The 21,549-nt window shown below is 72.4% G+C and carries 19 protein-coding genes, 5 tRNA genes and 2 pseudogenes; 18 read left to right on the top strand and 8 right to left on the bottom strand.

The annotated features are described in order from the left end of the window. Positions 1-95: pseudogene (locus VM95_RS29865) on the bottom strand (roadblock/LC7 domain-containing protein); the annotation flags it as partial. A gap of 10 nt (positions 96-105) precedes the next feature. Continuing rightward, the gene (locus VM95_RS39245) at positions 106-3,930 is read right to left on the bottom strand and encodes a sensor histidine kinase (RefSeq protein WP_052707658.1); all 3,825 of its coding nucleotides are present in this window, start codon (positions 3,928-3,930) and stop codon (positions 106-108) included. A gap of 638 nt (positions 3,931-4,568) precedes the next feature. Here VM95_RS39245 and VM95_RS29850 point away from each other — a divergent pair. The 8 genes from VM95_RS29850 (at position 4,569) to VM95_RS29815 (ending at position 8,049) form a co-directional block, all read left to right on the top strand. Beyond that, complete coding sequence (locus VM95_RS29850; RefSeq protein ID WP_045702597.1) at positions 4,569-4,787, top strand: hypothetical protein; 219 nt, start codon at positions 4,569-4,571, stop codon at positions 4,785-4,787. Positions 4,788-5,003: 216 nt separating this feature from the next. Beyond that, complete coding sequence (locus VM95_RS29845) at positions 5,004-5,804, top strand: fumarylacetoacetate hydrolase family protein (protein WP_045702595.1); 801 nt, start codon at positions 5,004-5,006, stop codon at positions 5,802-5,804. Next, positions 5,797-7,296 carry a glutamate--tRNA ligase gene (gene gltX, locus VM95_RS29840; protein ID WP_045702593.1) on the top strand — a complete coding sequence of 500 codons (1,500 nt, stop codon included), beginning with the start codon at positions 5,797-5,799 and terminating at the stop codon, positions 7,294-7,296. Before VM95_RS29845 ends, gltX begins: the two co-directional genes overlap by 8 nt. Positions 7,297-7,533: 237 nt before the next feature. Continuing rightward, a tRNA-Gln gene (locus VM95_RS29835) sits at positions 7,534-7,605 on the top strand. 49 nt (positions 7,606-7,654) lie between these two features. Next, positions 7,655-7,727: transfer RNA gene (locus tag VM95_RS29830), tRNA-Glu, on the top strand. 27 nt (positions 7,728-7,754) lie between these two features. Continuing rightward, a tRNA-Glu gene (locus VM95_RS29825) sits at positions 7,755-7,827 on the top strand. A gap of 25 nt (positions 7,828-7,852) precedes the next feature. Continuing rightward, positions 7,853-7,925, top strand: a tRNA-Glu gene (locus VM95_RS29820). A gap of 49 nt (positions 7,926-7,974) precedes the next feature. Next, positions 7,975-8,049 (top strand) — tRNA-Gln (locus VM95_RS29815). A gap of 155 nt (positions 8,050-8,204) precedes the next feature. On the opposite strand, the gene VM95_RS29810 is transcribed toward VM95_RS29815, so the two are convergent. Next, positions 8,205-8,918 (bottom strand): IclR family transcriptional regulator, encoded by a 714-nt coding sequence (locus VM95_RS29810; protein WP_030306825.1) that lies wholly within the window; start codon positions 8,916-8,918, stop codon positions 8,205-8,207. A 231-nt stretch (positions 8,919-9,149) separates the two neighbouring features. On the opposite strand from VM95_RS29810, the gene leuC reads away from it, so the two are divergent. From leuC to VM95_RS29790, 4 genes are all read left to right on the top strand, one after another. Further along, the gene (gene leuC, locus VM95_RS29805; RefSeq protein ID WP_045702567.1) at positions 9,150-10,571 is read left to right on the top strand and encodes a 3-isopropylmalate dehydratase large subunit; all 1,422 of its coding nucleotides are present in this window, start codon (positions 9,150-9,152) and stop codon (positions 10,569-10,571) included. Positions 10,572-10,576: 5 nt separating this feature from the next. After that, the gene (gene leuD / locus VM95_RS29800) at positions 10,577-11,173 is read left to right on the top strand and encodes a 3-isopropylmalate dehydratase small subunit (RefSeq protein WP_045702565.1); all 597 of its coding nucleotides are present in this window, start codon (positions 10,577-10,579) and stop codon (positions 11,171-11,173) included. Positions 11,174-11,355: 182 nt separating this feature from the next. Continuing rightward, positions 11,356-11,703 carry an SCO5555 family protein gene (locus VM95_RS45720; protein ID WP_425265371.1) on the top strand — a complete coding sequence of 116 codons (348 nt, stop codon included), beginning with the start codon at positions 11,356-11,358 and terminating at the stop codon, positions 11,701-11,703. Positions 11,704-11,836: 133 nt separating this feature from the next. Next, the gene (locus VM95_RS29790; RefSeq protein WP_045702563.1) at positions 11,837-12,547 is read left to right on the top strand and encodes an HU family DNA-binding protein; all 711 of its coding nucleotides are present in this window, start codon (positions 11,837-11,839) and stop codon (positions 12,545-12,547) included. 161 nt (positions 12,548-12,708) lie between these two features. Here VM95_RS29790 and VM95_RS29785 read toward each other — a convergent pair whose 3' ends face one another. After that, positions 12,709-12,930 carry a hypothetical protein gene (locus VM95_RS29785; protein ID WP_045702562.1) on the bottom strand — a complete coding sequence of 74 codons (222 nt, stop codon included), beginning with the start codon at positions 12,928-12,930 and terminating at the stop codon, positions 12,709-12,711. 50 nt (positions 12,931-12,980) lie between these two features. Further along, positions 12,981-13,664 carry a 2-phospho-L-lactate guanylyltransferase gene (gene cofC, locus VM95_RS29780; protein WP_045702561.1) on the bottom strand — a complete coding sequence of 228 codons (684 nt, stop codon included), beginning with the start codon at positions 13,662-13,664 and terminating at the stop codon, positions 12,981-12,983. Positions 13,665-13,894: 230 nt separating this feature from the next. Between cofC and VM95_RS29775 the strand changes: the two genes are divergently transcribed. From VM95_RS29775 to VM95_RS29765, 3 genes are all read left to right on the top strand, one after another. Then, complete coding sequence (locus VM95_RS29775; RefSeq protein ID WP_045702559.1) at positions 13,895-14,728, top strand: lysophospholipid acyltransferase family protein; 834 nt, start codon at positions 13,895-13,897, stop codon at positions 14,726-14,728. A 14-nt stretch (positions 14,729-14,742) separates the two neighbouring features. Continuing rightward, the gene (locus tag VM95_RS29770; RefSeq protein ID WP_045702606.1) at positions 14,743-15,726 is read left to right on the top strand and encodes an NAD(P)H-dependent glycerol-3-phosphate dehydrogenase; all 984 of its coding nucleotides are present in this window, start codon (positions 14,743-14,745) and stop codon (positions 15,724-15,726) included. A gap of 89 nt (positions 15,727-15,815) precedes the next feature. Then, entirely contained in the window at positions 15,816-16,961 is a 1,146-nt protein-coding gene (locus VM95_RS29765) for a D-alanine--D-alanine ligase family protein (RefSeq protein ID WP_045702557.1), read from the top strand. A gap of 58 nt (positions 16,962-17,019) precedes the next feature. Here the strand turns inward: VM95_RS29765 and VM95_RS29760 are convergent, their stop codons facing one another. Both VM95_RS29760 and VM95_RS29755 read right to left on the bottom strand, forming a co-directional pair. After that, entirely contained in the window at positions 17,020-17,538 is a 519-nt protein-coding gene (locus VM95_RS29760) for a DUF3515 domain-containing protein (protein WP_052707657.1), read from the bottom strand. Positions 17,539-17,558: 20 nt separating this feature from the next. Next, positions 17,559-17,792, bottom strand: a complete 234-nt coding sequence (locus VM95_RS29755; protein ID WP_045702555.1) for an Lrp/AsnC family transcriptional regulator — start codon at positions 17,790-17,792, stop codon at positions 17,559-17,561. Positions 17,793-18,000: 208 nt separating this feature from the next. Between VM95_RS29755 and VM95_RS29750 the strand changes: the two genes are divergently transcribed. The 3 genes from VM95_RS29750 (at position 18,001) to thiD (ending at position 21,031) form a co-directional block, all read left to right on the top strand. Next, positions 18,001-18,966, top strand: coding sequence for a thiamine-phosphate kinase (locus tag VM95_RS29750; protein ID WP_045702552.1), 966 nt, complete (start codon positions 18,001-18,003; stop codon positions 18,964-18,966). A 217-nt stretch (positions 18,967-19,183) separates the two neighbouring features. Further along, a complete protein-coding gene (locus tag VM95_RS29745) occupies positions 19,184-20,209 on the top strand; it encodes an ATP-dependent 6-phosphofructokinase (protein ID WP_045702550.1) in 1,026 nt (341 codons plus the stop codon). Between the two features lie 24 nt (positions 20,210-20,233). After that, the gene (thiD, locus tag VM95_RS29740; protein ID WP_045702548.1) at positions 20,234-21,031 is read left to right on the top strand and encodes a bifunctional hydroxymethylpyrimidine kinase/phosphomethylpyrimidine kinase; all 798 of its coding nucleotides are present in this window, start codon (positions 20,234-20,236) and stop codon (positions 21,029-21,031) included. Positions 21,032-21,255: 224 nt separating this feature from the next. On the opposite strand, the pseudogene rpmB reads toward thiD, so the two are convergent. Then, positions 21,256-21,366, bottom strand: a pseudogene (gene rpmB / locus VM95_RS45790) (50S ribosomal protein L28); the annotation flags it as partial. Positions 21,367-21,549 lie beyond the last annotated feature (183 nt).

The raw sequence follows: 21,549 nt of genomic DNA, 5'->3' as shown, positions 1-21,549 counted from the left end.
CCGTCCGCGGAGACCACCACGGTGTGGGACACCCCGGGGGTGTTGTCCACGAAATTGGTGATCAGCCAGTTCAGGTTCTGTGCGGCCTGGCTCATCTGGTTCAACTCAACGCTCCTGGTGATCTGCGCCGTTGCCGTCGCTCCGGCCACCGAAACTATCGAATCCGGGCTGCTGCGCACCATGGTGCGAGCCGACCTGGTTGGCAGACTGCTCGGCGCCCGCCCGGCGGCCCTGCTGGATGCCGCGGCGCAGGTTGGTCAGCCGGCCGCGCACCTCCTCGGGCGCCCGGGAGACCTGCGGACCGGTCAGCGGCGAGGACTCGGCGGTGCCGGAGACCAGGTTGGCCTGCGGGGTGCGCCGGGGGAGGCCGGACAGCGTGACGCCACTGGTCGAGGGCTCGCGGACCTGCTCCGCGCGGCGCCAGCGCTCGTCGTTGGCGGACGGACGCCACGGCGCCTCGCCGGGGCCCGGCTGCGGCTGCGGCGGGGCCTGCCGGCCCTGCGGCGCCGGAGCCTGCTGCGGCTCGGCCGGCTGCTGCGGGGTCGGCTGAGGGGCCTGCGGCTGCGGCTGGAACTCGGCCTGCGGCTGCGGCCGGCGGGGCTGCCGCGGCTGCTGGGGCCGCTGCGGCTCCGCGAAGCCCGGCGCCGAGGTGCCGGGGCGGCGCGGCTGGTACTGCTGCGGACGCTCCTGCTGCGGCTCGGCCTGCGGGTTCCAGGGCTGCTCGCCGGTGGCCTCGGAGGGCCCGGTCGGCAGCGCCATCGGCTCCGGGCGGAACTGCGGCTGCGGCTGCTGCGGCGCGGGCTGCTGGGCCTGCTCCGGGCGCACCGGCTCCGGACGGGCCGGGTTCGGCACGTTCGGCAGCACCGGCTCCACCAGGCCGAGGCCCAGCGGGTCGCGCGGGTCGATCTGGCTGGCCTCGAAGCGCGGCCGGGCGAACTGCTGGGTGCTCTCCACCGGCGCCGGCTCGGCCGGGGGCAGCGGCTGGGGCTGCTGGGACTGCTGCGGCGGCTGAGGCTGGCCCTGCTGCTGCGGCAGCTGGGGCTGGCGACGGCGCTGCTGCGGCCCGTCCGGGCCCGGGCGCTGCGGACGGCGCGGCCCCTGCGGGCCGGGCTGCTGCTGACCGGGCTGGCCGGGCTGGCCGGGCTGGCCGGGCGCCTGCGGACCGGCCTGGCCGGGACGGCGCTGCGGCAGGCCGCCCTGCTGCGGACGCTCGCCGGGGCGGGCACCCTGCTGCGGCGCGTCGGGGCGGCCGTGCTGCGGCTGCTCGCCGGTGCGCGGGCCGGGACCGCCGGGCTGCTGCTGCCCGGGCTGGGGCTGTGCGGCCTGGGGCTGACCGGGCTGCTGCTGTCCGGGCAGCGGACGGCCGCGCCGGGGCAGGCCGTTCGGGCCGGTCTGCGGGGGCTGCTGGGCGGACGGCTGCGGCTGGCCCGGGCGGGCCTGGCCGCGCTGCGGCTGCGGCGGGACGGGGCGGCCCTGCGGCCGGCCCTGGCCCTGGCCCTGGCCCTGACCGGCGCCCTGCTGCGGCGGGTTCTCGCGCAGCGACTGGCCGACCTGACGGGTCGGCAGTCCGCCGGCGCGGCCACCGGGCGCACCCGGCCCGGCCGGCGCACCCGGGCCCGCCGGAGCGGCCGGCGCTCCGGGAGCACCGGGCGCACCCGGACCGGTCGGAGCGGCCGGGCCGCCCTGGCCGAGCTGCGGGCGACCGCCCTGCGGGGCACCGCCGGCCGGGCCCTGGCCGAGAGCGGCCGGGCCGCTCTGGCCGGGCGCCATCTGACGCTGCTGGCGTGGCGTCGGGGCGATCCCGCGCTGCTGCTTGGGCTGCTGGCCGCCGGCGCGGCCGCCGGGGCCGGCGGGGCCGCGGCGGTCGGCGGAGTTGGTGACGTCCACCGGGAGCATGACCAGCGCGGTGGTGCCGCCGGAGTCGCTGGGGCGGAGCTGGATCCGGATGCCGTGTCGCAGGGACAGGCGGCCGACCACGAAGAGGCCCATGCGGCGGGAGACCGAGACGTCCACCGTCGGCGGGTTGGCCAGGCGCTCGTTGATCTCGGCGAGGTCGTCCGGGCTGAGGCCGATGCCGGTGTCGTGGATCTCGATCAGCACCCGGCCGTCCGGCAGCGCGTGGCCGGTGACCCGGACGCGGGTCTGCGGGCTGGAGAACGAGGTGGCGTTCTCCAGCAGCTCGGCGAGCAGGTGGACGAGGTCGTTGACGACGCGGCCGGCGACCTCGGCGGACGGCACCGAGGCCAGCTCGATGCGCTCGTACTGCTCCACCTCGGAGGCGGCGGCGCGGAGCACGTCGACCAGCGGGACGGGCCTGGTCCAGCGGCGGCCCGGGTCCTCACCGGCGAGGACGAGGAGGTTTTCGCCGTTGCGGCGCATGCGGGTGGCGAGGTGGTCCAGCTTGAAGAGGTTGGCCAGCTGGTCCGGGTCGGCCTCGCGGCTCTCCAGTTCGGAGATGAGCGACAGCTGGCGCTGGATGAGGCCCTGGCTGCGGCGCGACAGGTTGGTGAACATCGCGTTGATGTTGCCGCGGAGGAGGGCCTGCTCGGCGGCGAGGCGGACGGCCTCGCTGTGCACCATGTCGAAGGCGTGGGCCACGTGGCCGATCTCGTCGGCGGAGTCGACGGCGACGGGCTCGACGGTGGTGTCGACGTCGTGCGGGTCGCTCTCGGAGAGCGTCTTGACCAGCTCGGGCAGGCGCCGCTCGGCGACGTCCTCGGCCGCGGACTGCAGACGGGTCAGCGAGCGCACCATCGAGCGGGCGATCAGCGCGGCGCCGCCGAGGGCGAAGAGCAGCACCAGGGCGACGGCGGCGGCGATGATCAGCGCGTCGGTGTCGGCCTGCGACTGGAGGTCCTGGGCCTTGCCGTCCAGGTTCTCCAGCAGCTTGGCCTCGATCCGGCGCTCAGCGGTGATCTTCGCGCTGATCTTCTCGTACCACTCCTTGTAGCCCACCGGGTCGGTCTGGTGGATGCCGTTGGTCTGGAGGATCGAGTGCGCGTAGCGGTCGGCGTCGGCGATCACCGTGTTGTAGCTGAGCTGGCTGCGCAGGTTGTCCAGGTCGTGCGCGGTGTAGATGTTGTTGAAGCCGATGAGCGCGTTGTCGTAGGACGTGCGCAGGCGGATGCCGAAGGACTCGTCGCTCGCGCTGAGGTCCGGTCCCTTGGGGTTGGCGAGCGCGGCGCTGACCAGGGCGCGCTGCTGCGAGGTGACGTTCTTGGCGAGCGAGAACTGCTGCAGCGCGCGGGTCGCGACGACCAGGTCCTTGTTGTTCGACGCGAGCGCGATGTCCTGGGTGAGGCCCAGCAGGTCGCGGATGATCACGTCGTAGGCGGTGATCGTCGACTGGATGTTCTGGTTGTTCTGGTACGGCGAGTTGCGCGCCTCGGAGATGGAGTTCAGGTCCCTGCGGATCTGGAACAGCAGGGCCTTCCCGCCGGAGAGCTCGAGGTTCTCGAACTTGTCCGAGGAGGCGGTGAACGCGCGGTTCAGGTCGTCGGTCGTCTTGCGCGCGGTGGTGACGTCGTCGTCCAGCGGCGCGGTCGGGTCCTTGGTGATCGGACCGGCGCTGATGTCGCGCTCGTTCTGCAGGGCGTCCGCGAGGTTGGTCGCCTTCTTGGCCAGGTCCGAGAGGTTGGCCATCTGGGCGAGGTTCTGCGAGTTCTCCATCGAGGTCTGGATGCGCAGGCCACCGAGGACCAGCGAGACCAGGACGGGCAGCGCGAGCAGCGCGATCAGGCGGGTGCGGATGCGCCAGTTGCGCATCCGGAACCGGCTGATGCCGGTGGCGCGGCGCCTGGTCAGGGTGGTCCGGAGCTTGTCCCGGGTGGACTTGCGGTCCTGGCCGTCGCCCTCCGGGTGACCGACCGCGTCGGGCCCGGCCGGCTCGGCCGGGCCGCCGGGGGCAGCCGCCTGCTGAGGGGCGGCCACGGGCTCGTGCGACTCCTGGTCGCCCGCGGCGCCGCTACCCCTTTTGAAACGTCCCTGCACTGGCGTCGCAACCTCTGGACCGGGCGTCCCGCCGCGTCGCCGCGATCTGGACGGTGTCGAGTTTCCATCCGCACCCCGGCCGGTCCGGGAGAGCGGGTCGCCGCGGTGGACTGCTCCCTACCCACGGTCCGTGGCATTCCAGCACAGCCTTGGACTCCCAACAAGGGCCGCCAGCCGTGGCCGCCGAACGCTACCGACCGCGTGCGCGGTTTCACTGACTGTACGGTAACCGGACCGGAATACCGCCTTTTTCGGACACTCGCCTGATACATGCCAACCGGGGTCTAGATCGAAAAGAGTCGCAGACCTCATGGAATGCCCGAAATGCGCAGGATGTCGGAATGATCCGATGCGGCGATATGTCGGAAATCGGGCTTTTGATTCACAATTTGTGAGCAAAATCACAGCTCAATGTGTAGCTTTGGTCACGGCCTCTGTGGAATGAGATCTCGTAACCTGGCTGTCTCCGGAGCACGGCCCCGATCAGCCTGCCCAGAACCCCTCCGAATAATCGGAATCACTCAGGCCGGTGCCGATCCGCCGCGGATCCGCCCGGCCGCGACCACGAGGTGCTCTCGATGTCCCAGGCGAAGAAGGCCACCAAGTCCACGCTGTCCAGCGGCTCCACGGCGAACCCCCGCCGGACCACGCTGGCCTCGGTCGCGGACTTCAGCCAGATCCCGGGCGCCCGCAAGCCCGAGGACACGGTGACCTACTCCACCGAGCTGCCGGCCGTCACGGCCAACCCGCGCCGCACCCAGCTGGTGGTCGCCCCGGTCGTCACCCCCCGGGACTGACCCCACGCGTTCCCGCCGGAGGGTGCCCCCGTCGCTGACGGGGGCACCCTCCGGCGCATCCGGCCGAGACCGCGCTGAACAGGGGCAAACGGGTCGGCAGGGCCCCCACGCGATAGCCTGGACGACGATTGACGGGGCCGCGCCCAGCTCGGGCGAGGCGCCCACCAGCGCCCGGGGGCGCCCCGGGCGGCCGACGAAGCGAGGGGTAGCCCAGCCGTGCGCATTGCCAGGTTTTCCGTCCGGGAAGGGAGCCCTGCCGCCGGCACGGTCTCCTTCGGCGTCGTGGAGGGCGACCCCTCCCAGCCCGAGTCGCTGGTCGTCCACGCGCTGGCCGGCCACCCGTTCGGCCAGCCCCAGCCCACCGGCGAGAGCTACCGCTTCCAGGACGTCCGGCTGCTCAGCCCGATGCTCCCGAACAAGATCGTGGCGGTCGGCCGCAACTACGCGGCGCACGCGGCCGAACTGGGCAACGACGTCCCGGACGTCCCGCTCACCTTCTTCAAGCCCTCCACCTCGGTGATCGGCCCGACCGAGAGCATCGCGTACCCGCCGTTCTCCTCGGACGTCCAGCACGAGGCCGAACTCGCCGTGGTGATCGGCCGGATGTGCCGCGAGGTGCCGCTGGAGCGGGTGCCCGAGGTGGTCCTCGGCTACACCTGCGCCAACGACGTCACCGCGCGCGACGTCCAGCAGCGCGAGGGCCAGTGGGCCCGGGCGAAGGGCTTCGACACCGCCTGCCCGCTGGGCCCGTGGATCGAGACCGACCTCGACCCGGCCGACCTCGCCGTCACCTGCACGGTCAACGGCGAGCTCCGGCAGGCCGGCCGCACCTCCCAGATGGTCCGCTCGGTCGCCGAGCTGATCGTCCACATCTCCGAGGCCATGACGCTGCTGCCCGGCGACGTCATCCTCACCGGCACGCCCGCAGGGGTGGGCCCGCTCAACGTCGGCGACGAGGTCGCCGTCTCCATCGAAGGCATCGGCACTCTCACCAACAAGGTGATCAAGCGTGGCTAACACTGACCCGGCCGTCCGGGTTCGCTTCTGTCCGTCCCCGACCGGCAACCCCCACGTGGGCCTGGTCCGCACGGCCCTCTTCAACTGGGCCTACGCCCGCCACAACGGCGGCAAGCTGGTCTTCCGGATCGAGGACACCGACTCCGCCCGCGACTCCGAGGAGTCGTACAACCAGCTGCTCGACGCCATGCGCTGGCTCGGCTTCGACTGGGACGAGGGCCCGGAGATCGGCGGCCCGCACGAGCCGTACCGCCAGTCGCAGCGGATGGACATCTACGCGGACGTCGCCCGCCGCCTGCACGAGGCCGGCCACGCCTACTACTGCTACTGCAGCACCGAGGAGCTGGACGCCCGCCGCGAGGCCGCCCGCGCGGCCGGCAAGCCCTCCGGCTACGACGGCCACTGCCGGGACCTGACGGACGACCAGGTCGCCGTCTACAAGCTGGAGAAGCGCGAGCCGATCCTGCGCTTCCGGATGCCCGACACCACCATCTCCTTCGACGACCTGGTGCGCGGCACGCTCACCTTCGAGCCGGAGAACGTGCCGGACTACGGCATCGTCCGGGCCAACGGCGCCCCGCTGTACACCCTGGTCAACCCGGTGGACGACGCCCTGATGGGCATCACCCACGTGCTGCGCGGCGAGGACCTGCTGTCCTCCACGCCGCGGCAGATCGCGCTGTACGCGGCGCTCGCCGAGATCGGCGTCGGCGACGGCGGCACCCCGCGCTTCGGCCACCTGCCGTACGTGATGGGCGAGGGCAACAAGAAGCTCTCCAAGCGCGACCCGCAGGCCTCGCTCAACCTGTACCGCGAGCGCGGCTTCATCCGCGAGGGCCTGCTCAACTACCTGTCCCTGCTGGGCTGGTCGCTGGCCGAGGACCGGGACATCTTCAGCACGGACGAGCTGATCGCGGCCTTCGACATCGCCAAGGTGAACTCGAACCCGGCCCGCTTCGACCTGAAGAAGTGCGAGGCGATCAACGCCGAGCACGTCCGCCGGCTGGCCCCGGAGGACTTCGTCCGGCGCCTGGTGCCGTACCTGCAGGCCCCCGGCCTGCTGCCGGCCGAGCCGACCGCCGAGCAGCTGGACCTGCTCGCCCGGATCGCGCCGCTCACCCAGGAGCGGATGGTCGTGCTGAGCGAGATCGTGAACATGGCCGGCTTCCTGTTCGTCGACCCGGCCGACTTCGCCGTCGACCCGGACGACGCCGCCAAGGCGCTGACCGCGGACGCCCGCCCGGTGCTCGAGGCCAGCATCAAGGCGCTGGAGGAGCTGGCGGACTTCACCCCGGAGCCGATCCAGGCCGCGCTGCGCGAGGCGCTGGTGGACGGGCTGGGCATCAAGCCCAAGTTCGCCTTCACGCCGCTGCGGGTGGCCGTCACGGGCCGCCGGGTCTCGCCGCCGCTGTTCGAGTCGATGGAGCTGCTCGGGCGCCCCGAGACGCTGCGCCGGCTGCGCTCCGCCCTGGACGCCCTGCCGACCGCCTGAGGCACCGGCTGAACAGCCCGCGGGCCCGGCCTCGTGCCGGGCCCGCGGCGCACCCGGAGGTCGTCCGCCGGCCTCCCGGCCGCTGCCTGGGGTTATCGATTTTGGAGCCAGGCCAGACGTCGGGTAATGTTCTTTCTGCGCCGCCCGGGAGGGAACGGACGAGGGAGCGAAAGCCCCCCGCCGGGACCGAACGAGAGGCGCAACGCCCGAGAAGAGCTCGCAAGGGTTCAACTCTGGTGGGGTATGGTGTAATTGGCAGCACGACTGATTCTGGTTCAGTTAGTCTAGGTTCGAGTCCTGGTACCCCAGCGCTGTACGATCGGAGACGATCGCACCGCAGTGACAAATGAAGATCCAAGCCCCCGTTGTGTAGCGGCCTAGCACGCTGCCCTCTCACGGCAGTAGCGCCGGTTCGAATCCGGTCGGGGGTACTGGTCCCGCAAGGGACCGCCTGGAAAGCCCCCGTTGTGTAGCGGCCTAGCACGCTGCCCTCTCACGGCAGTAGCGCCGGTTCGAATCCGGTCGGGGGTACTGATCTCGCAAGAGATCGCCAGGAGCCCCCGTTGTGTAGCGGCCTAGCACGCTGCCCTCTCACGGCAGTAGCGCCGGTTCGAATCCGGTCGGGGGTACTTCAGAGCAGGAAGCCGATGGGCTCGCCCATCGGCCCTTGCTTTGTGTTGGGGTATGGTGTAATTGGCAGCACGAGTGATTCTGGTTCATTTAGTCTAGGTTCGAGTCCTGGTACCCCAGCCAGAAAGAGGAAAGGCCCCGGTTCCCGGGGTCTTTTTGTTTTCCCGGATCTTTCTCCGCGACTTCGGCGCGGAAACGCCGAGGGCCCCGCTCGACTCCGAGCGGGGCCCTTCCGGTTTTCGTGGGGGTGGGTGGGGGATTCGGCCGGCCCGACCGGTTCAGCTGCGGCGCAGGGCCTCGGTGAGCCGGTTCGCGGCCTCGATGATGGCCTGGGCGTGCAGCCGGCCCGGGTGGCGGGTCAGGCGCTCGATCGGGCCGGAGACGGAGACGGCGGCCACCACGCGGTTGGAGGGGCCGCGCACCGGCGCGGAGACGGACGCGACGCCGGGCTCGCGCTCGCCGATCGACTGGGCCCAGCCGCGCCGCCGGACGCCGCTCAGCGCGGTGGCGGTGAAGCGGGCGCCCTGCAGGCCGCGGTGCAGGCGCTCGGGTTCCTCCCAGGCCAGCAGGACCTGGGCGGCCGAGCCGGCCTTCATCGGCAGGGTGCTGCCGACCGGGACGGTGTCCCGCAGGCCGGAGAGCCGCTCGGCGGCGGCGACGCAGATCCGCATCTCGCCCTGGCGGCGGTAGAGCTGGGCGCTCTCGCCGGTGACGTCGCGCAGGTGGGTCAGGACCGGGCCCGCGGTGGCGAGCAGCCGGTCCTCGCCCGCCGCGGCGGAGAGTTCGGACAGCCGGGGGCCGAGGATGAAGCGCCCCTGCATGTCCCTGGTGACCAGGCGGTGGTGTTCGAGTGCGACGGCGAGCCGGTGGGCGGTGGGGCGCGCCAGACCGGTGGCGGCGACCAGCCCCGCCAACGTGGCGGGGCCCGACTCCAGTGCGCTCAGCACCAGAGCGGCCTTGTCGAGAACGCCGACGCCGCTAGAGTTGTCCATGCGATAAGACTGCAGTCTCATTCCGCGAGACGCAAGTTCAATCTTCCGGGAAAAGCGCCACTCTGGAGGCAGCAGCCCGGGAGACATCCAGGATGTGGCCTCGTCCGAGTGTCCGCATCGTGGACAGCGATCCGGCGTGCAGGTCCGCGGACGCGCCCCGATCCGGGCGGCGGACGCTTTGACCCCGATGACACGAGAAGGCCGGCAACGCGGCCGGCTGGAGGGATTCCGATGGGACGGACACTCGCTGAGAAGGTCTGGGACGACCACGTCGTACGGCGCGCGGAAGGCGAGCCCGACCTCCTGTTCATCGACCTGCACCTGCTCCACGAGGTCACCAGCCCGCAGGCCTTCGACGGCCTCCGGCTGGCCGGTCGCACGGTCCGCCGCCCCGACCTGACCATCGCCACCGAGGACCACAACACCCCGACCCTGGACATCGACAAGCCGATCGCCGACCCGGTCTCCCGGGTCCAGCTGGAGACCCTGCGGCGCAACGCCGCCGAGTTCGGCGTGCGGATCCACTCGCTGGGCGACGTCGAGCAGGGCGTGGTGCACGTGGTCGGCCCGCAGCTCGGCCTGACCCAGCCCGGCACCACGGTGGTCTGCGGCGACTCCCACACCTCCACCCACGGCGCCTTCGGCGCGCTGGCGTTCGGCATCGGCACCAGCCAGGTCGAGCACGTGCTGGCCACCCAGACCCTGCCGCTGGCGCCGTTCCGGACCATGGCGATCACCGTCGAGGGCGAACTGCCCGAGGGCGTCACCGCCAAGGACCTGATCCTGGCCGTCATCGCCAGGATCGGCACCGGCGGTGGCCAGGGCTACGTCCTGGAGTACCGCGGCTCGGCGATCCGCGGCCTGTCGATGGAAGCCCGGATGACCGTCTGCAACATGTCCATCGAGGCCGGCGCCCGGGCCGGCATGATCGCCCCGGACGAGACCACCTTCGCCTACCTGGAGGGCCGCCCGCACGCCCCGAAGGGCGAGGACTGGGACGCCGCCGTCGCGTACTGGCGGACCCTGGTCACCGACGAGGACGCGGTCTTCGACCACGAGGTCTTCATCGACGCGAACGAGCTGACCCCGTTCGTCACCTGGGGCACCAACCCCGGCCAGGGCGCCCCGCTCGGCGCCGACGTGCCGGACCCGGCGGACTTCGCCGACCCGCAGGAGCGCCTGGCCGCCGAGAACGCCCTCGCGTACATGGGCCTGGAGCCCGGCACCCCGCTGCGCGAGGTCGCCGTCGACGCCGTCTTCGTCGGCTCCTGCACCAACGGCCGGATCGAGGACCTGCGCGCCGCCGCCGCCGTCCTGGCGGGCCGCACGGTCGCGGACGGCGTGCGGATGCTGGTCGTCCCCGGGTCCGTCCGGGTCGCCCTGCAGGCCGTCGAGGAGGGACTGGACAAGGTGTTCACCGCCGCCGGTGCCGAATGGCGGCACGCCGGCTGCTCGATGTGCCTCGGCATGAACCCCGACCAGCTGGCCCCCGGCGAGCGCTGCGCCTCCACCTCGAACCGCAACTTCGAGGGCCGGCAGGGCAAGGGCGGACGCACCCACCTGGTCTCCCCGCAGGTCGCCGCGGCGACCGCCGTCCTGGGCCGTCTGGCCGCACCGTCCGACCTGAGCGCCAACGTGGCTGTGGAGGCCTGAGAACCATGGAGAAGTTCACCACCCACACCGGCCGGGCCGTCCCGCTGCGCCGCAGCAACGTGGACACCGACCAGATCATCCCCGCCCATTGGCTCAAGAAGGTCACCCGATCCGGTTTCGAGGACGGGCTGTTCGAGGCCTGGCGCCGGGACGAGTCGTTCGTCCTGAACCGGCCCGAGCGCCGGGGCGCCACCGTCCTGGTGGCCGGCCCCGAGTTCGGCACCGGCTCCTCGCGCGAGCACGCCGTCTGGGCGCTGCAGAACTACGGCTTCCACGCGGTGATCTCCAGCCGCTTCGCGGACATCTTCCGCGGCAACTCCCTGAAGAACGGCCTGCTGACGGTCGTCCTGCCGCAGGAGGCCGTGGAGCGGCTCTGGGCGCTCACCGAGAGTAACCCTTCGGCCGAGATCACCGTTGATCTGGAGAACCGCGAAGTGCGGGCCGAAGGCGTCACGGAGAGCTTCGAACTGGACGACAACGTCCGGTGGAGGCTGCTCAACGGCCTGGACGACATCAGCATCACGCTGCGGAACGAGGACGAGATCGCGGCCTTCGAGGCGAGCCGCCCCGCGTTCAAACCCCGTACCCTGCCCGTGGTCTGAGTTCCGTTCAGATCCGTCATTCCGACGATCCACCGGATGGCCCGCGCCCCCCTCGGGGGGGCCGGGCCATCCGGCGTTGCGGACCGCGAGTTACCGCCGGGCCCTTCCCCGGATTGCCCATTCGGCTTTGCCGAACAGGGGCCCGCGCAAGTACAACTACGGGTAGATGGCACAATCAGTACATGCACCGGCACCATGAACCACCGTACGCGGGCGGCGAACCCGCGTCCGAGGACTCCATGGGCCGGCGATCCGAACGCCGAATTGACGATCGGCCGGACGTCACCTCCGCGCCAGCTGAGGGATCGGACGACCAGGAAGTCGCAGCGCTCTACGCGCTCGTGGCCGAGCGGTTGAAGCAAGCTCACGCCCGCGTGCATGCGCTGAACGTGTCTGCCGATGCAAAGACCGCTCTCACCCGTCAACTGCTCATCGTCACCGAGACCGCCAAGCGCGATCTTCCGGAGGCGGCACGGCGGTTGAGTCGCTTTGTACATGACCTCGACGAGGGGCTCCCGCCGCTCCGCTGAGGTCGCCGACGCGCAAATCCATTGCGACACTAGGGTGATTCGCGCGTTTGGTAATTGAAAGTCCGCAGATACATACCTAACGTGCGAAAAGAACGGATGGAATCATCCGGCGCCCGTTTCCGAAGGGGAAGACGTGAACAAGGCTCAGCTTGTCGAAGCGGTGGCCGAGCAGCTGGGCGGTCGCAAGGCTGCCGCAGAGGCCGTCGACGCAGTGCTCGACACCATGGTCCGTGCCGTTGTGGCCGGTGACCGGGTTTCGGTCACCGGGTTCGGCACCTTCGAGAAGGTGGAGCGCTCCGCGCGCTTCGCCCGCAACCCGCAGACCGGCGAGCGGGTCAAGGTCAAGAAGACCGCCGTCCCGCGCTTCCGCCCGGGCCAGGGCTTCAAGGACCTGGTCAGCGGCAGCAAGAAGCTGCCGAAGGAAGGCCCCTCGGTGAAGAAGGCCCCCAAGGGCTCGCTCACCCCGGGCAAGAGCGGCGTCGCCGCCACCCCGGCCGCCAAGCGCGCCGCCACCAAGCGTGCCGCCGCTGCCGCCGCCCCGGCCGCGACCAAGAAGACCGCCGCCAAGAAGGCGACGACCACGGCTGCCGCCAAGAAGACCACGGCCACCGCCACCAAGAAGGCGACCGCCACCAAGAAGACCACCGCCGCCGCCGCGAAGAAGACCACCACGGCCGCCGCGACCAAGAAGACGGCCGCCGCCAAGAAGGCGACGACCACGGCTGCCGCCAAGAAGACCACGGCCACCGCCGCCAAGAAGGCGACCGCCACGGCCAAGAAGACGGCGCCGGCGAAGAAGACCGCCACCCGCAAGACCACCGCGCGCAAGACCTCGGCCAAGTAAGGTCCCGCGCGGGCTCGTCCCCCGGACGGCCTTCGGCTGGAGAGCCGCGGCAACCCCCTTTCCGCGAACAGCGGAGACCGGGCGCCGCGGCTCTTTCGGTTTCCGGGCGCTCGGTCAGGATTCGACGGCGCGCGGCGGCCGGGGGCTCCCGTGGAGGGTGGCTACCGCTCGGTGGGGTCGGGGAAGGTCTGCAGCGTCACGAAGACCACCCGGCGGGCCTCGCCGGTGCCCTCGGTGCGGATGCGCACCCGCTGGCCGGGGCGCAGCAGCCGCAGGCCGCCGGCGTCGAAGGCGGCCGCGTCGAACGGCACCGGGGTCCCGTCGTCGAGCAGCACGGAGCCGGCCCGGGTGGCGGGGTCGAAGGTGAACGCGGTGGCCTGCATGCGAGCAGCATAGCGATCGGGGTGCCGCGTCCCGCCGGTCGGGCGCGCCGTCAGACCTGCGCCAGGCGTGCGAACAACGCGCTGGTGTGCGGGCCGAGGCCGAGGGCCGCCGCCTCGCCGAGGTCCGTCCCGGTGTCGACGTCCCGGCGCACCGACTCGACGTCCGCCAGGCGCAGTTCGAGTGCCCCGCCGGCCGCGTGCCGGGCCCGGGAGCCCTCCCCGAAGGCGGGGGAGAGCGGCTGCCCGGGCGCGCAGGCGAGCAGGGTCGTGCCGAGGCCGGGGGAGTCGGGCAGGAAGGCCCGGCCGTCCGCCGGCACCGCGCCCAGCACCCGGGCGAGTTCGGCCGGGCGCAGGGCCGGCAGGTCCGCCGACAGGACGGCCAGCGGGGCGTGCGGGGCCAGCCGCCGGGCGGCCGAGGCGCCGTGCGCCAGCGCCGTGTTGAGGCCGCCGCCGGGCTCGTCGGAGACCACCAGGGCGCCCAGCCCGGCCAGTCGCTCGCCGGCCGTCGCGTCGCGGGTGACCACGAGGACACGGGCCACGCCCGGCGTGGCCAGCGCGGCCCGGACGGTGTCCAGGGCGAAGGAGAGCGCCAGGCCGGCGCGGTGCGGGCCGGCGTACGGGGCCAGTCTGCTCTTCGCCGTCGCGAGCGGTTTGAGCGGCAGTACCACCGACCAGTCGGCGGCGGGTGCGGCGGGCGCGACGGGCCCGCTGGGGCGTACGGTGTCCTGGGTCATCGGCGTCATTGTGACGCCGGTCGCGGAACCCCCGCCAGGCCGTCCGAGCTGTGCGGACGTGCGTTTGATCACGACCGCCGCGCGGGTTGGCGCGGCCGCTCGACAGTCGGTGAGCGGGCGGGCGAGACTGTTCCGCGCCCGGGACCCGGGCACCGGTCGCGCCGGTGCGGGGACCGGGAGGCTACGACCGCGGCACCCCACGTGCCGCATGTGATGAGAAGGAGCCTGGGGTGGCCCGCCGCTCGTACGCCAAGTTCGGCAACGCCGACTACGGCATCTGGTACCGCTTCGCGGCCGTGCTGGTGAAACCGGTGACGACCGCCCTGGTGAAGCCCGACTGGCGGGGCTGGGAGCACCTTCCCAAGGAAGGCGGCTTCATCGCCGCGGTGAACCACAATTCGATCATCGACCCGGTGATCTACGCGCACTGGCAGTACAACAGTGGACGCCCGCCGCGCATTCTCGGCAAGTCCTCGCTGTTCTCGATTCCGTTCATCGGATTCATGCTGCGCAAGACCGGTCAGATTCCGGTGTTCCGCGAGTCCACCGACGCCGCGCAGGCCTTCCGGGCCGCGATCGACGCCGTCAACGGCGGGCAGTGCGTGCAGTTCTACCCCGAGGGCACGCTCACCCGGGACCCGGACCTGTGGCCGATGACCGGCAAGAGCGGCGTCGCCCGGGTCGCGCTGATGACCGGCGCGCCGGTCATCCCGGTCGCGCACTGGGGAGCGCACGAGATCATCCCCCCGTACGGCCGAGCCGGTTACGGGAAGGGCAAGTTCAACCTCTTCCCGCGCCACCGGGTCGTCGTCGCGGCCGGGCCCGCGGTCGACCTGAGCAAGTACCGCGGTCAGGAACTCACCGCCCAGGTGCTGGCCGACGCGACCGAGGACATCATGGCCGCGATCACCGAGGTGCTCGCCGACATCCGCGGCGAGCAACCGCCCGCCGAGCGCTACGACATGCGCAAGGCCGCCCGGCAGCGGGCCGCCGCGGCGCTCGCCGAACGGCGCCGCGCCAAGGGCGAGAAGCCCGCCGACTCGGGTGAGGGGACCGGCCGGTGAGCCGCTGCGCCGTGATGGGGACCGGCTCCTGGGGCACCGCCTTCGCGATGGTGCTCGCCGACGCCGGCAGCGAGGTCGTGCTGTGGGCCCGCCGGCAGGAGCTCGCCGACGCCGTCAACACCACGCACGAGAACCCGGACTACCTTCCGGGTGTCCGGCTGCCCGACTCGGTGCGGGCCACCACCGACCCCGCCGAGGCGCTGGCCGGCGCCGACTTCGCGGTGCTCGTGGTGCCCTCGCAGACGCTGCGCGACAACCTGGCCGCCTGGGCGCCGCTGATCGAGCCGCAGACCGTGCTGGTGAGCCTGATGAAGGGCATCGAACTCGGCACCGCCAAGCGGATGAGCGAGGTGATCGAGGAGGTCACCAAGGTCGGCCCGGAGCGGGTCGCGGTGGTCAGCGGGCCGAACCTGGCCAAGGAGATCGCCAACAAGCAGCCCGCCGCCAGCGTGGTCGCCTGCGCCGACGAGGCGGTCGCCAAGCGGCTCCAGGCGGCCTGCCACACGCCGTACTTCCGTCCGTACACCAACACCGACGTGATCGGCTGCGAGCTCGGCGGCGCGGTCAAGAACGTGATCGGCCTGGCGGTCGGCATGGCGGCCGGCATGGGGCTGGGCGACAACACCAAGGCGACGCTGATCACCCGCGGGCTGGCCGAGACCACCCGGCTCGGCGAGGTGCTGGGCGCCGACCCGCACACCTTCGCGGGGCTCGCCGGGATGGGCGACCTGGTCGCCACCTGCTCCTCGCCGCTGTCGCGCAACAACACCTTCGGCATGAACCTCGGCCGGGGCATGTCGCTGGCCGAGACCATCGCGGCGACCCGGCAGACCGCGGAGGGCGTCAAGTCCTGCGAGTCGGTGCTCGACCTGGCCCGGCGCAGCGGGGTCGACATGCCGATCGTCGAGGCCGTGGTGGACGTGGTGCACAACGGGCGGCCGACCCAGGAGGCGCTGCGGGCGCTGATGTCGCGCTCGGCGAAGCCGGAGCGGCGCTGAGCTCCCGGGACGCGGACACCGCGTGCGGCGTGTCTCCGGAAAGCCGTTGACTTCCCGGAAACACGTCGCACGGTAGTCTCAAACCCGATATGAGCATCGAACAGTCCTCCCCGAACCCGTCCGCCCGCAAGCCGCGCGTCGCGCTGGTCTTCGGCGGCCGCAGCTCCGAGCACGCCATCTCGGTCTCCACCGCGGGCAGCGTGCTCACGTCGATCGACCGCGACAGGTACGACGTGCTGCCGATCGGCATCACGCACGAGGGCCGCTGGGCGCTGGTCAGCGACGAGCCGGCCCGCATGGCCATCACCGACGGCAAGCTGCCGGACGTCGCGAACGTCGCCGAGGCCGTGGACGGGCAGGTCGCGCTGCCGGTCTCGCCGGGCAGCCGCGAGGTGGTCCTCAGCGAGCCGGGAAGCGCCCCCAAGGCCCTCGGCGACGTCGACGTGGTGTTCCCGCTGCTGCACGGCCCCTGGGGCGAGGACGGCACCCTCCAGGGCCTGCTGGAGCTCTCCGGCGTGCCGTACGTCGGCAACGGCGTGCTGGCCAGCGCGGCCGGCATGGACAAGGAGTTCGCCAAGCGGATCCTCGCCTCGCACGGTCTGGGCGTCGGCCACTACACGATCGTCCGGCCGCGCGACTGGGAGACCGAGCAGGGCCGCGCCGACGTGCGCGAGCGGGCCGCCGCGCTGGGCCTGCCGCTGTTCGTGAAGCCCTGCCGGGCCGGCTCCAGCATCGGCATCACCAAGGTCAAGGACCTGGCCGAGCTGGACGCCGCGATCGAGGAGGCCCGCCGGCACGACCCCAAGCTGATCATCGAGGCGGGCGTGTCCGGCCGCGAGATCGAGTGCGGCGTGCTGGAGTTCGAGGACGGCCCGCGGGCCAGCGTGCCGGCCGAGGTGCTGGTCGGCGAGGGCTTCGACTTCTACGACTTCGAGGCCAAGTACATCGACTCCTCCGAGGTGCGGATCCCGGCGGCGCTGACCGCCGAGGAGACCGCGGAGATCCAGCGCCAGGCGGTGGCCGCGTTCGAGGCCTTCGGCTGCGAGGGGCTGGCCCGGGTGGACTTCTTCCTGCTGGAGGACGGCACCTGGATGATCAACGAGATCAACACCATGCCCGGCTTCACCCCGATCTCGGCCTACCCGAAGATGTGGGAGGCCAGCGGGGTCTCGTACCCGGAGCTGATCGACCGGCTGCTGCAGACCGCGCTGCGGCGCTCCACCGGGCTGCGCTAGCCGTACGGAGGGGGCGGGCCGGGAGCCCGCCCCCTCCCGCGGTCAGCCCGGGATGCGTTCAGCCCGGGATGTTGGCCTTGACCACCGGGGTCAGCGCGGCGGCCGGGTCGAAGGGGTTCTGCGCGGCGCCCTTCGGGACGGTCACCTCGACGTAGGCGGCCCGCATGGTCGTCACGAAGCGGTAGCCGCCGTCGTCGAGCTTCTGCGACCACCAGGTGACGTCGTCCACGGTCGGGGACCAGTCCGCGGCGTGCTCGCCGTTCAGCTCCTCCGGCCGTTCGACGCCGCAGCGCAGCACCGTCCGGGGCGCATCGCCCCAGGCGGCGACGTACGGCGAGGCGGGCGAGAGGTCCTGGCGCGGGCGCCCGAGCAACTCCTGCGGGAGCGCGGCCGCGAGCGCGCGGCAGTGCTCGGCCGCCCGGCCGGTGGGCCGCGGCGCTTCGACGTCCGAGGCGGTCGAACTCCACGAGCCGAGCAGCGCCACGACCGCGCAGGTCAGCGCGACCGGCGGGGCCAGCCAGCGGACCGGCGCCGGAAGGCCGGCCAGCGCCTTGGGGATGCGGAGTTCTCGGGCCACCCGCCGATGGTAGCCGGGGTCTACAGATTGACCACGGGGCAGGTGAGGGTGCGGGTGATGCCCTCCACCTTCTGGACCTTCGCCACCACCATCCGGCCGAGGTCGTCGATGGTGTCCGCCTCGGCCTTGACGATCACGTCGTACGGGCCGGTGACGTCCTCGGCGGTGATCACGCCGTTGATCGCGGAGATGGTCTGCGCGACGGCGGTGGCCTTGCCCACCTCGGTCTGGATCAGGATGTACGCCTGTACCACGGGGACCTCCGGGGGCCGGTTACGGGGATCGCCGCCGTGATCACCCGGCCGGGCAAGAGGTCGGGATCGGGCTCACCGGCAGTCTGATCACCACGCTACCGCGCAGCGGGCCGGGGAGGGAGACCCGCGCGCCCCCGAAGGGCGTACGCTGCGCGCGGGGGAGCGCGACGGGGGTCGGATTTCGGACGAGAACGCGAGAGGACGGCAGATGCAGGGGACCGTGGGCGAGCTGGGCGAGTTCGGCCTCATCAGGGAGCTGACCGCCCGGGTACCGCTCACCGACGCGGTCGACCTCGGCCCGGGTGACGACGCCGCGGTGGTGAAGGCTCCGGACGGCCGGGTGGTGGCCACCACCGACGTGCTGATCGAGAACCGGCACTTCCGCCGGGACTGGTCGACCGCCTACGACGTGGGCCGCAAGGCCGCCGCACAGAACCTCGCCGACGTGGCCGCGATGGGCGCGGTGCCGACCGCGATACTGCTCGGGCTGGTCGCCCCCGCCGACCTGCCGACCACCTGGGCGACCGAGCTGATGGACGGGCTGCGCGACGAGTGCCAGGTCGCCGGGGCGACGGTGGTCGGCGGCGACGTGGTGCGCGGCGACACCATCACGCTGGCCATCACGGCGCTGGGCGACCTCCAGGGGCGCGCGGCGGTGACGCGCTCCGGCGCGCAGGTCGGAGACGTGGTCGCGGTGACCGGCTGGCTCGGCTGGTCGGCGGCCGGACTGACCGTGCTGCAGCGCGGGTTCCGCTCCCCGCGGGCCTTCGTCGAGGCGCACCGCCGGCCCGAGCCGCCGTACCACGCGGGCCCGGCCGCCGCCGAGTTGGGCGCGACCTCGATGATCGACGTGAGCGACGGACTGGTCGCGGACCTCGGCCACGTGGCCCGGGCCAGCGAGGTGGACATCGACCTGAAGGCCGCCGACTTCGACGTCCCGGCGCAGATGGCCGACATCGGGCAGGCGGTCGGGGTCGACCCGCTGGTGTGGGTGCTCTCCGGCGGGGAGGACCACGCGATCGTGGCGACCTTCCCGCGCGGGGCCCAACTCCCGGCCCGCTGGCGGGTGGTGGGCGAGGTCACCGGCCGCCCCACCGGCCGTCGCAGCGGCCGGGTGACGGTGGACGGCGCGCCCTGGGACCGGGTCGGCGGCTGGGACCACTTCGCGGAGTGACGCGCGGACCGGGCCGGGCGCGGGAGGCCGCGGCGGCCGCCGGCCCGGACCGGCGTACGGAGTACGGCTGATGGGCGGTGGACACCGGTACGGCGCGTGACGCTCCGGGCGTGCGGGGACGGGCTTCGCGGGTGCGGAATGCGTAGGCTTGCGGCATCCGAGCCCGCCCGCCGTCCGGCGCCGGCGGCCGAACCACTGCGAGCGGAGCCCGCCACACATGCGCATCGGTGTCCTGACCAGCGGCGGCGACTGCCCCGGCCTGAACGCGGTCATCCGCTCGGTGGTGCACCGGGGCACCGACGTGCACGGCGACGAGATCGTCGGCATCGAGGACGGCTTCCTCGGCCTGATCGAGGGCCGTGCCCGGCCCGTCTCGCACGACGACGTCACCGGCCTGCTCACCCTCGGCGGCACCATCCTCGGCTCGGCCCGGGTGCGGCGCGAGCGGATCGCCTGGGCGGTGGACAACGCGAAGGCGCTCGCCCGGAACATCGGCATCGACGCGCTGATCGCGATCGGCGGCGAGGGCACGCTGACCGCGGCCAAGCAGTTCAGCGACGCCGGGCTGCCGGTGGTCGGCGTGCCGAAGACCATCGACAACGACATCGACGCCACCGACGTCACCTTCGGCTTCGACACCGCGGTGCACGTGGCGACCGAGGCGATCGACCGGCTGAAGACCACCGCCGAGTCCCACCAGCGCGTCATGGTCGTCGAGTTGATGGGCCGTCACACCGGCTGGATCACCCTCACCGCGGGCATGGCCGGCGGCGCCCACGGCATCCTGATCCCGGAGAAGCCCTTCGACATCGAGGCGGTCGCCCGGATAATCGAGGACCGCTTCGCGCGCGGCAAGAAGTTCGCCATCATCGCCGTCGCCGAGGGCGCGGCGCCCGTCCCCGGCACCATGCGCTTCGACCACGGCGACGTCGACCAGTACGGCCACCGCACCTTCGGCGGGATCGGCAACCGGCTCGCCCACGAGCTGGAGGACCTGCTCGGCAAGGAGGCCCGCCCGGTCATCCTCGGCCACGTCCAGCGCGGCGGCACCCCGACCGCCCGGGACCGGGTGCTCGCCACCCGCTTCGGCTGGCACGCGGTGGAGGCCGTCCACCAGGGCGCGTTCGGGCACTTCACCGCGCTGCGCCGGACCGGCATCGAGCTGCTGCCGATCGGCGTCGCGGTGACCCGGCTGAAGACGGTGCCGGAGCAGCGCTGGGCGGAGTCCGAGGCGGTGCTCTGAGGCCGCACGGGTAGGTTGGGGCCCATGTCCTCCACCGCACCTCCCCGCGTGCTCACCGTGGCCGGCTCCGACTCCGGCGGCGGCGCCGGCATCCAGGCCGACCTCAAGGCGATGCTCGCCCTCGGCGTCCACGGCATGAGCGTGATCACCGCCGTCACCGCGCAGAACTCGCTCGGCGTCCAGGGCTACTGGGAACTGCCCGCCGAGGCCGTCCGGGCGCAGTTCCGCAGCGTGGTCGACGACATCGGGGTTCAGGCCGTGAAGACCGGCATGCTCGCCTCGATCGAACTCGTCGAGACCGTCTCCGAGCTGCTCGCCGGGGTGGACGCCCCGGTCGTGGTCGACCCGGTCGGCGTCTCCAAGCACGGCGACGCGCTGCTGGCCGCCGAGGCCGTGGCCACCGTCCGGGAGAAGCTGCTGCCGGTCGCCACCCTGGCCACGCCCAACCTGCACGAGGTGACGCAACTCACCGGCCGCACCGTCGAGGACGAGACGCGGATGCTGGACGCCGCCAAGGCGCTGCTCGACCTGGGCCCGCGCTGGGTGCTGGTCAAGGGCGGGCACCTGGAGGGCGAGGCCGCCGACCTGCTGTACGGCGGGCCGGGGGAGGAGCACTGGTACCGGGCGCCGCGCTACGACAACCGGCACACCCACGGCACCGGCTGCACGCTGGCCAGCGCGATCGCGGCCGGGTTGGCCAAGGGCGAGGCACTGCCCGAGGCGGTCGGCTCGGCCAAGGAGTACATCACCGGCGCGATCGCCGGCGGCTTCGCCCTGGGTGCCGGGATCGGCCCGGTCGACCACGCCTGGCGCTGGCGCTGACCACCCCCGTGCCGGGCGGCTCCGCGGACCCGCCCGGCACGGACGGCGAGTTCACCGTCGCGGAGCGTGGCCGCACGCGGAAAACAGTGAAGCCGGTCCGCCCGAGGACGAACCGGCTTCACTGGAGGACCGGCATGCCGGTCTGCGCGTCAGCGCGAGACCTTACCGGCCTTGATGCACGAGGTGCAGACGTTGAGCCGCTTCGGCGTCCGCCCAACCACAGCGCGCACCGTCTGGATGTTGGGGTTCCAACGACGGGAGGTACGGCGGTGCGAGTGGGAGATGCTGTTGCCGAAGCCCGGCCCCTTGCCGCAGACGTCGCAGTTGGCAGCCACAGGAGTCACTCCAAGACTTCAGATCATTTACGTTCGACAACCCCGGCGAACCAACGGAGCACTCGCGTGAACCGGATCGGATCGAGGGGTGCGCCCGGATTGTTCCAGGCAACCGGGAGAGCATACAACGGCTGCTCCCGTCCCACGAAACTACCATGACCGGCCGAGTGATCGCTCCGGGGC

Source organism: Streptomyces rubellomurinus, from assembly GCF_000961885.1.
Classification (GTDB): Bacteria; Actinomycetota; Actinomycetes; order Streptomycetales; family Streptomycetaceae; genus Kitasatospora; species Kitasatospora rubellomurina.
Note: the sequence above shows the minus strand (reverse complement) of the source record. Positions and strands in the feature narration are given on the sequence as shown.

Excerpts from the sequence above, each read along its gene's own strand:
- leuC (WP_045702567.1), top strand. The coding sequence starts at position 9,150 with ATGGGACGGACACTCGCTGAGAAGGTCTGGGACGACCACGTCGTACGG.
- VM95_RS45720 (WP_425265371.1), top strand. The coding sequence starts at position 11,356 with ATGCACCGGCACCATGAACCACCGTACGCGGGCGGCGAACCCGCGTCC.
- cofC (WP_045702561.1), bottom strand. The coding sequence starts at position 13,664 with ATGACCCAGGACACCGTACGCCCCAGCGGGCCCGTCGCGCCCGCCGCA.
- VM95_RS29745 (WP_045702550.1), top strand. The coding sequence starts at position 19,184 with ATGCGCATCGGTGTCCTGACCAGCGGCGGCGACTGCCCCGGCCTGAAC.
- VM95_RS29765 (WP_045702557.1), top strand. The coding sequence starts at position 15,816 with ATGAGCATCGAACAGTCCTCCCCGAACCCGTCCGCCCGCAAGCCGCGC.
- VM95_RS29770 (WP_045702606.1), top strand. The coding sequence starts at position 14,743 with ATGGGGACCGGCTCCTGGGGCACCGCCTTCGCGATGGTGCTCGCCGAC.
- leuD (WP_045702565.1), top strand. The coding sequence starts at position 10,577 with ATGGAGAAGTTCACCACCCACACCGGCCGGGCCGTCCCGCTGCGCCGC.
- VM95_RS29750 (WP_045702552.1), top strand. The coding sequence starts at position 18,001 with ATGCAGGGGACCGTGGGCGAGCTGGGCGAGTTCGGCCTCATCAGGGAG.
- VM95_RS29810 (WP_030306825.1), bottom strand. The coding sequence starts at position 8,918 with ATGGACAACTCTAGCGGCGTCGGCGTTCTCGACAAGGCCGCTCTGGTG.
- thiD (WP_045702548.1), top strand. The coding sequence starts at position 20,234 with ATGTCCTCCACCGCACCTCCCCGCGTGCTCACCGTGGCCGGCTCCGAC.
- VM95_RS29785 (WP_045702562.1), bottom strand. The coding sequence starts at position 12,930 with ATGCAGGCCACCGCGTTCACCTTCGACCCCGCCACCCGGGCCGGCTCC.
- VM95_RS29850 (WP_045702597.1), top strand. The coding sequence starts at position 4,569 with ATGTCCCAGGCGAAGAAGGCCACCAAGTCCACGCTGTCCAGCGGCTCC.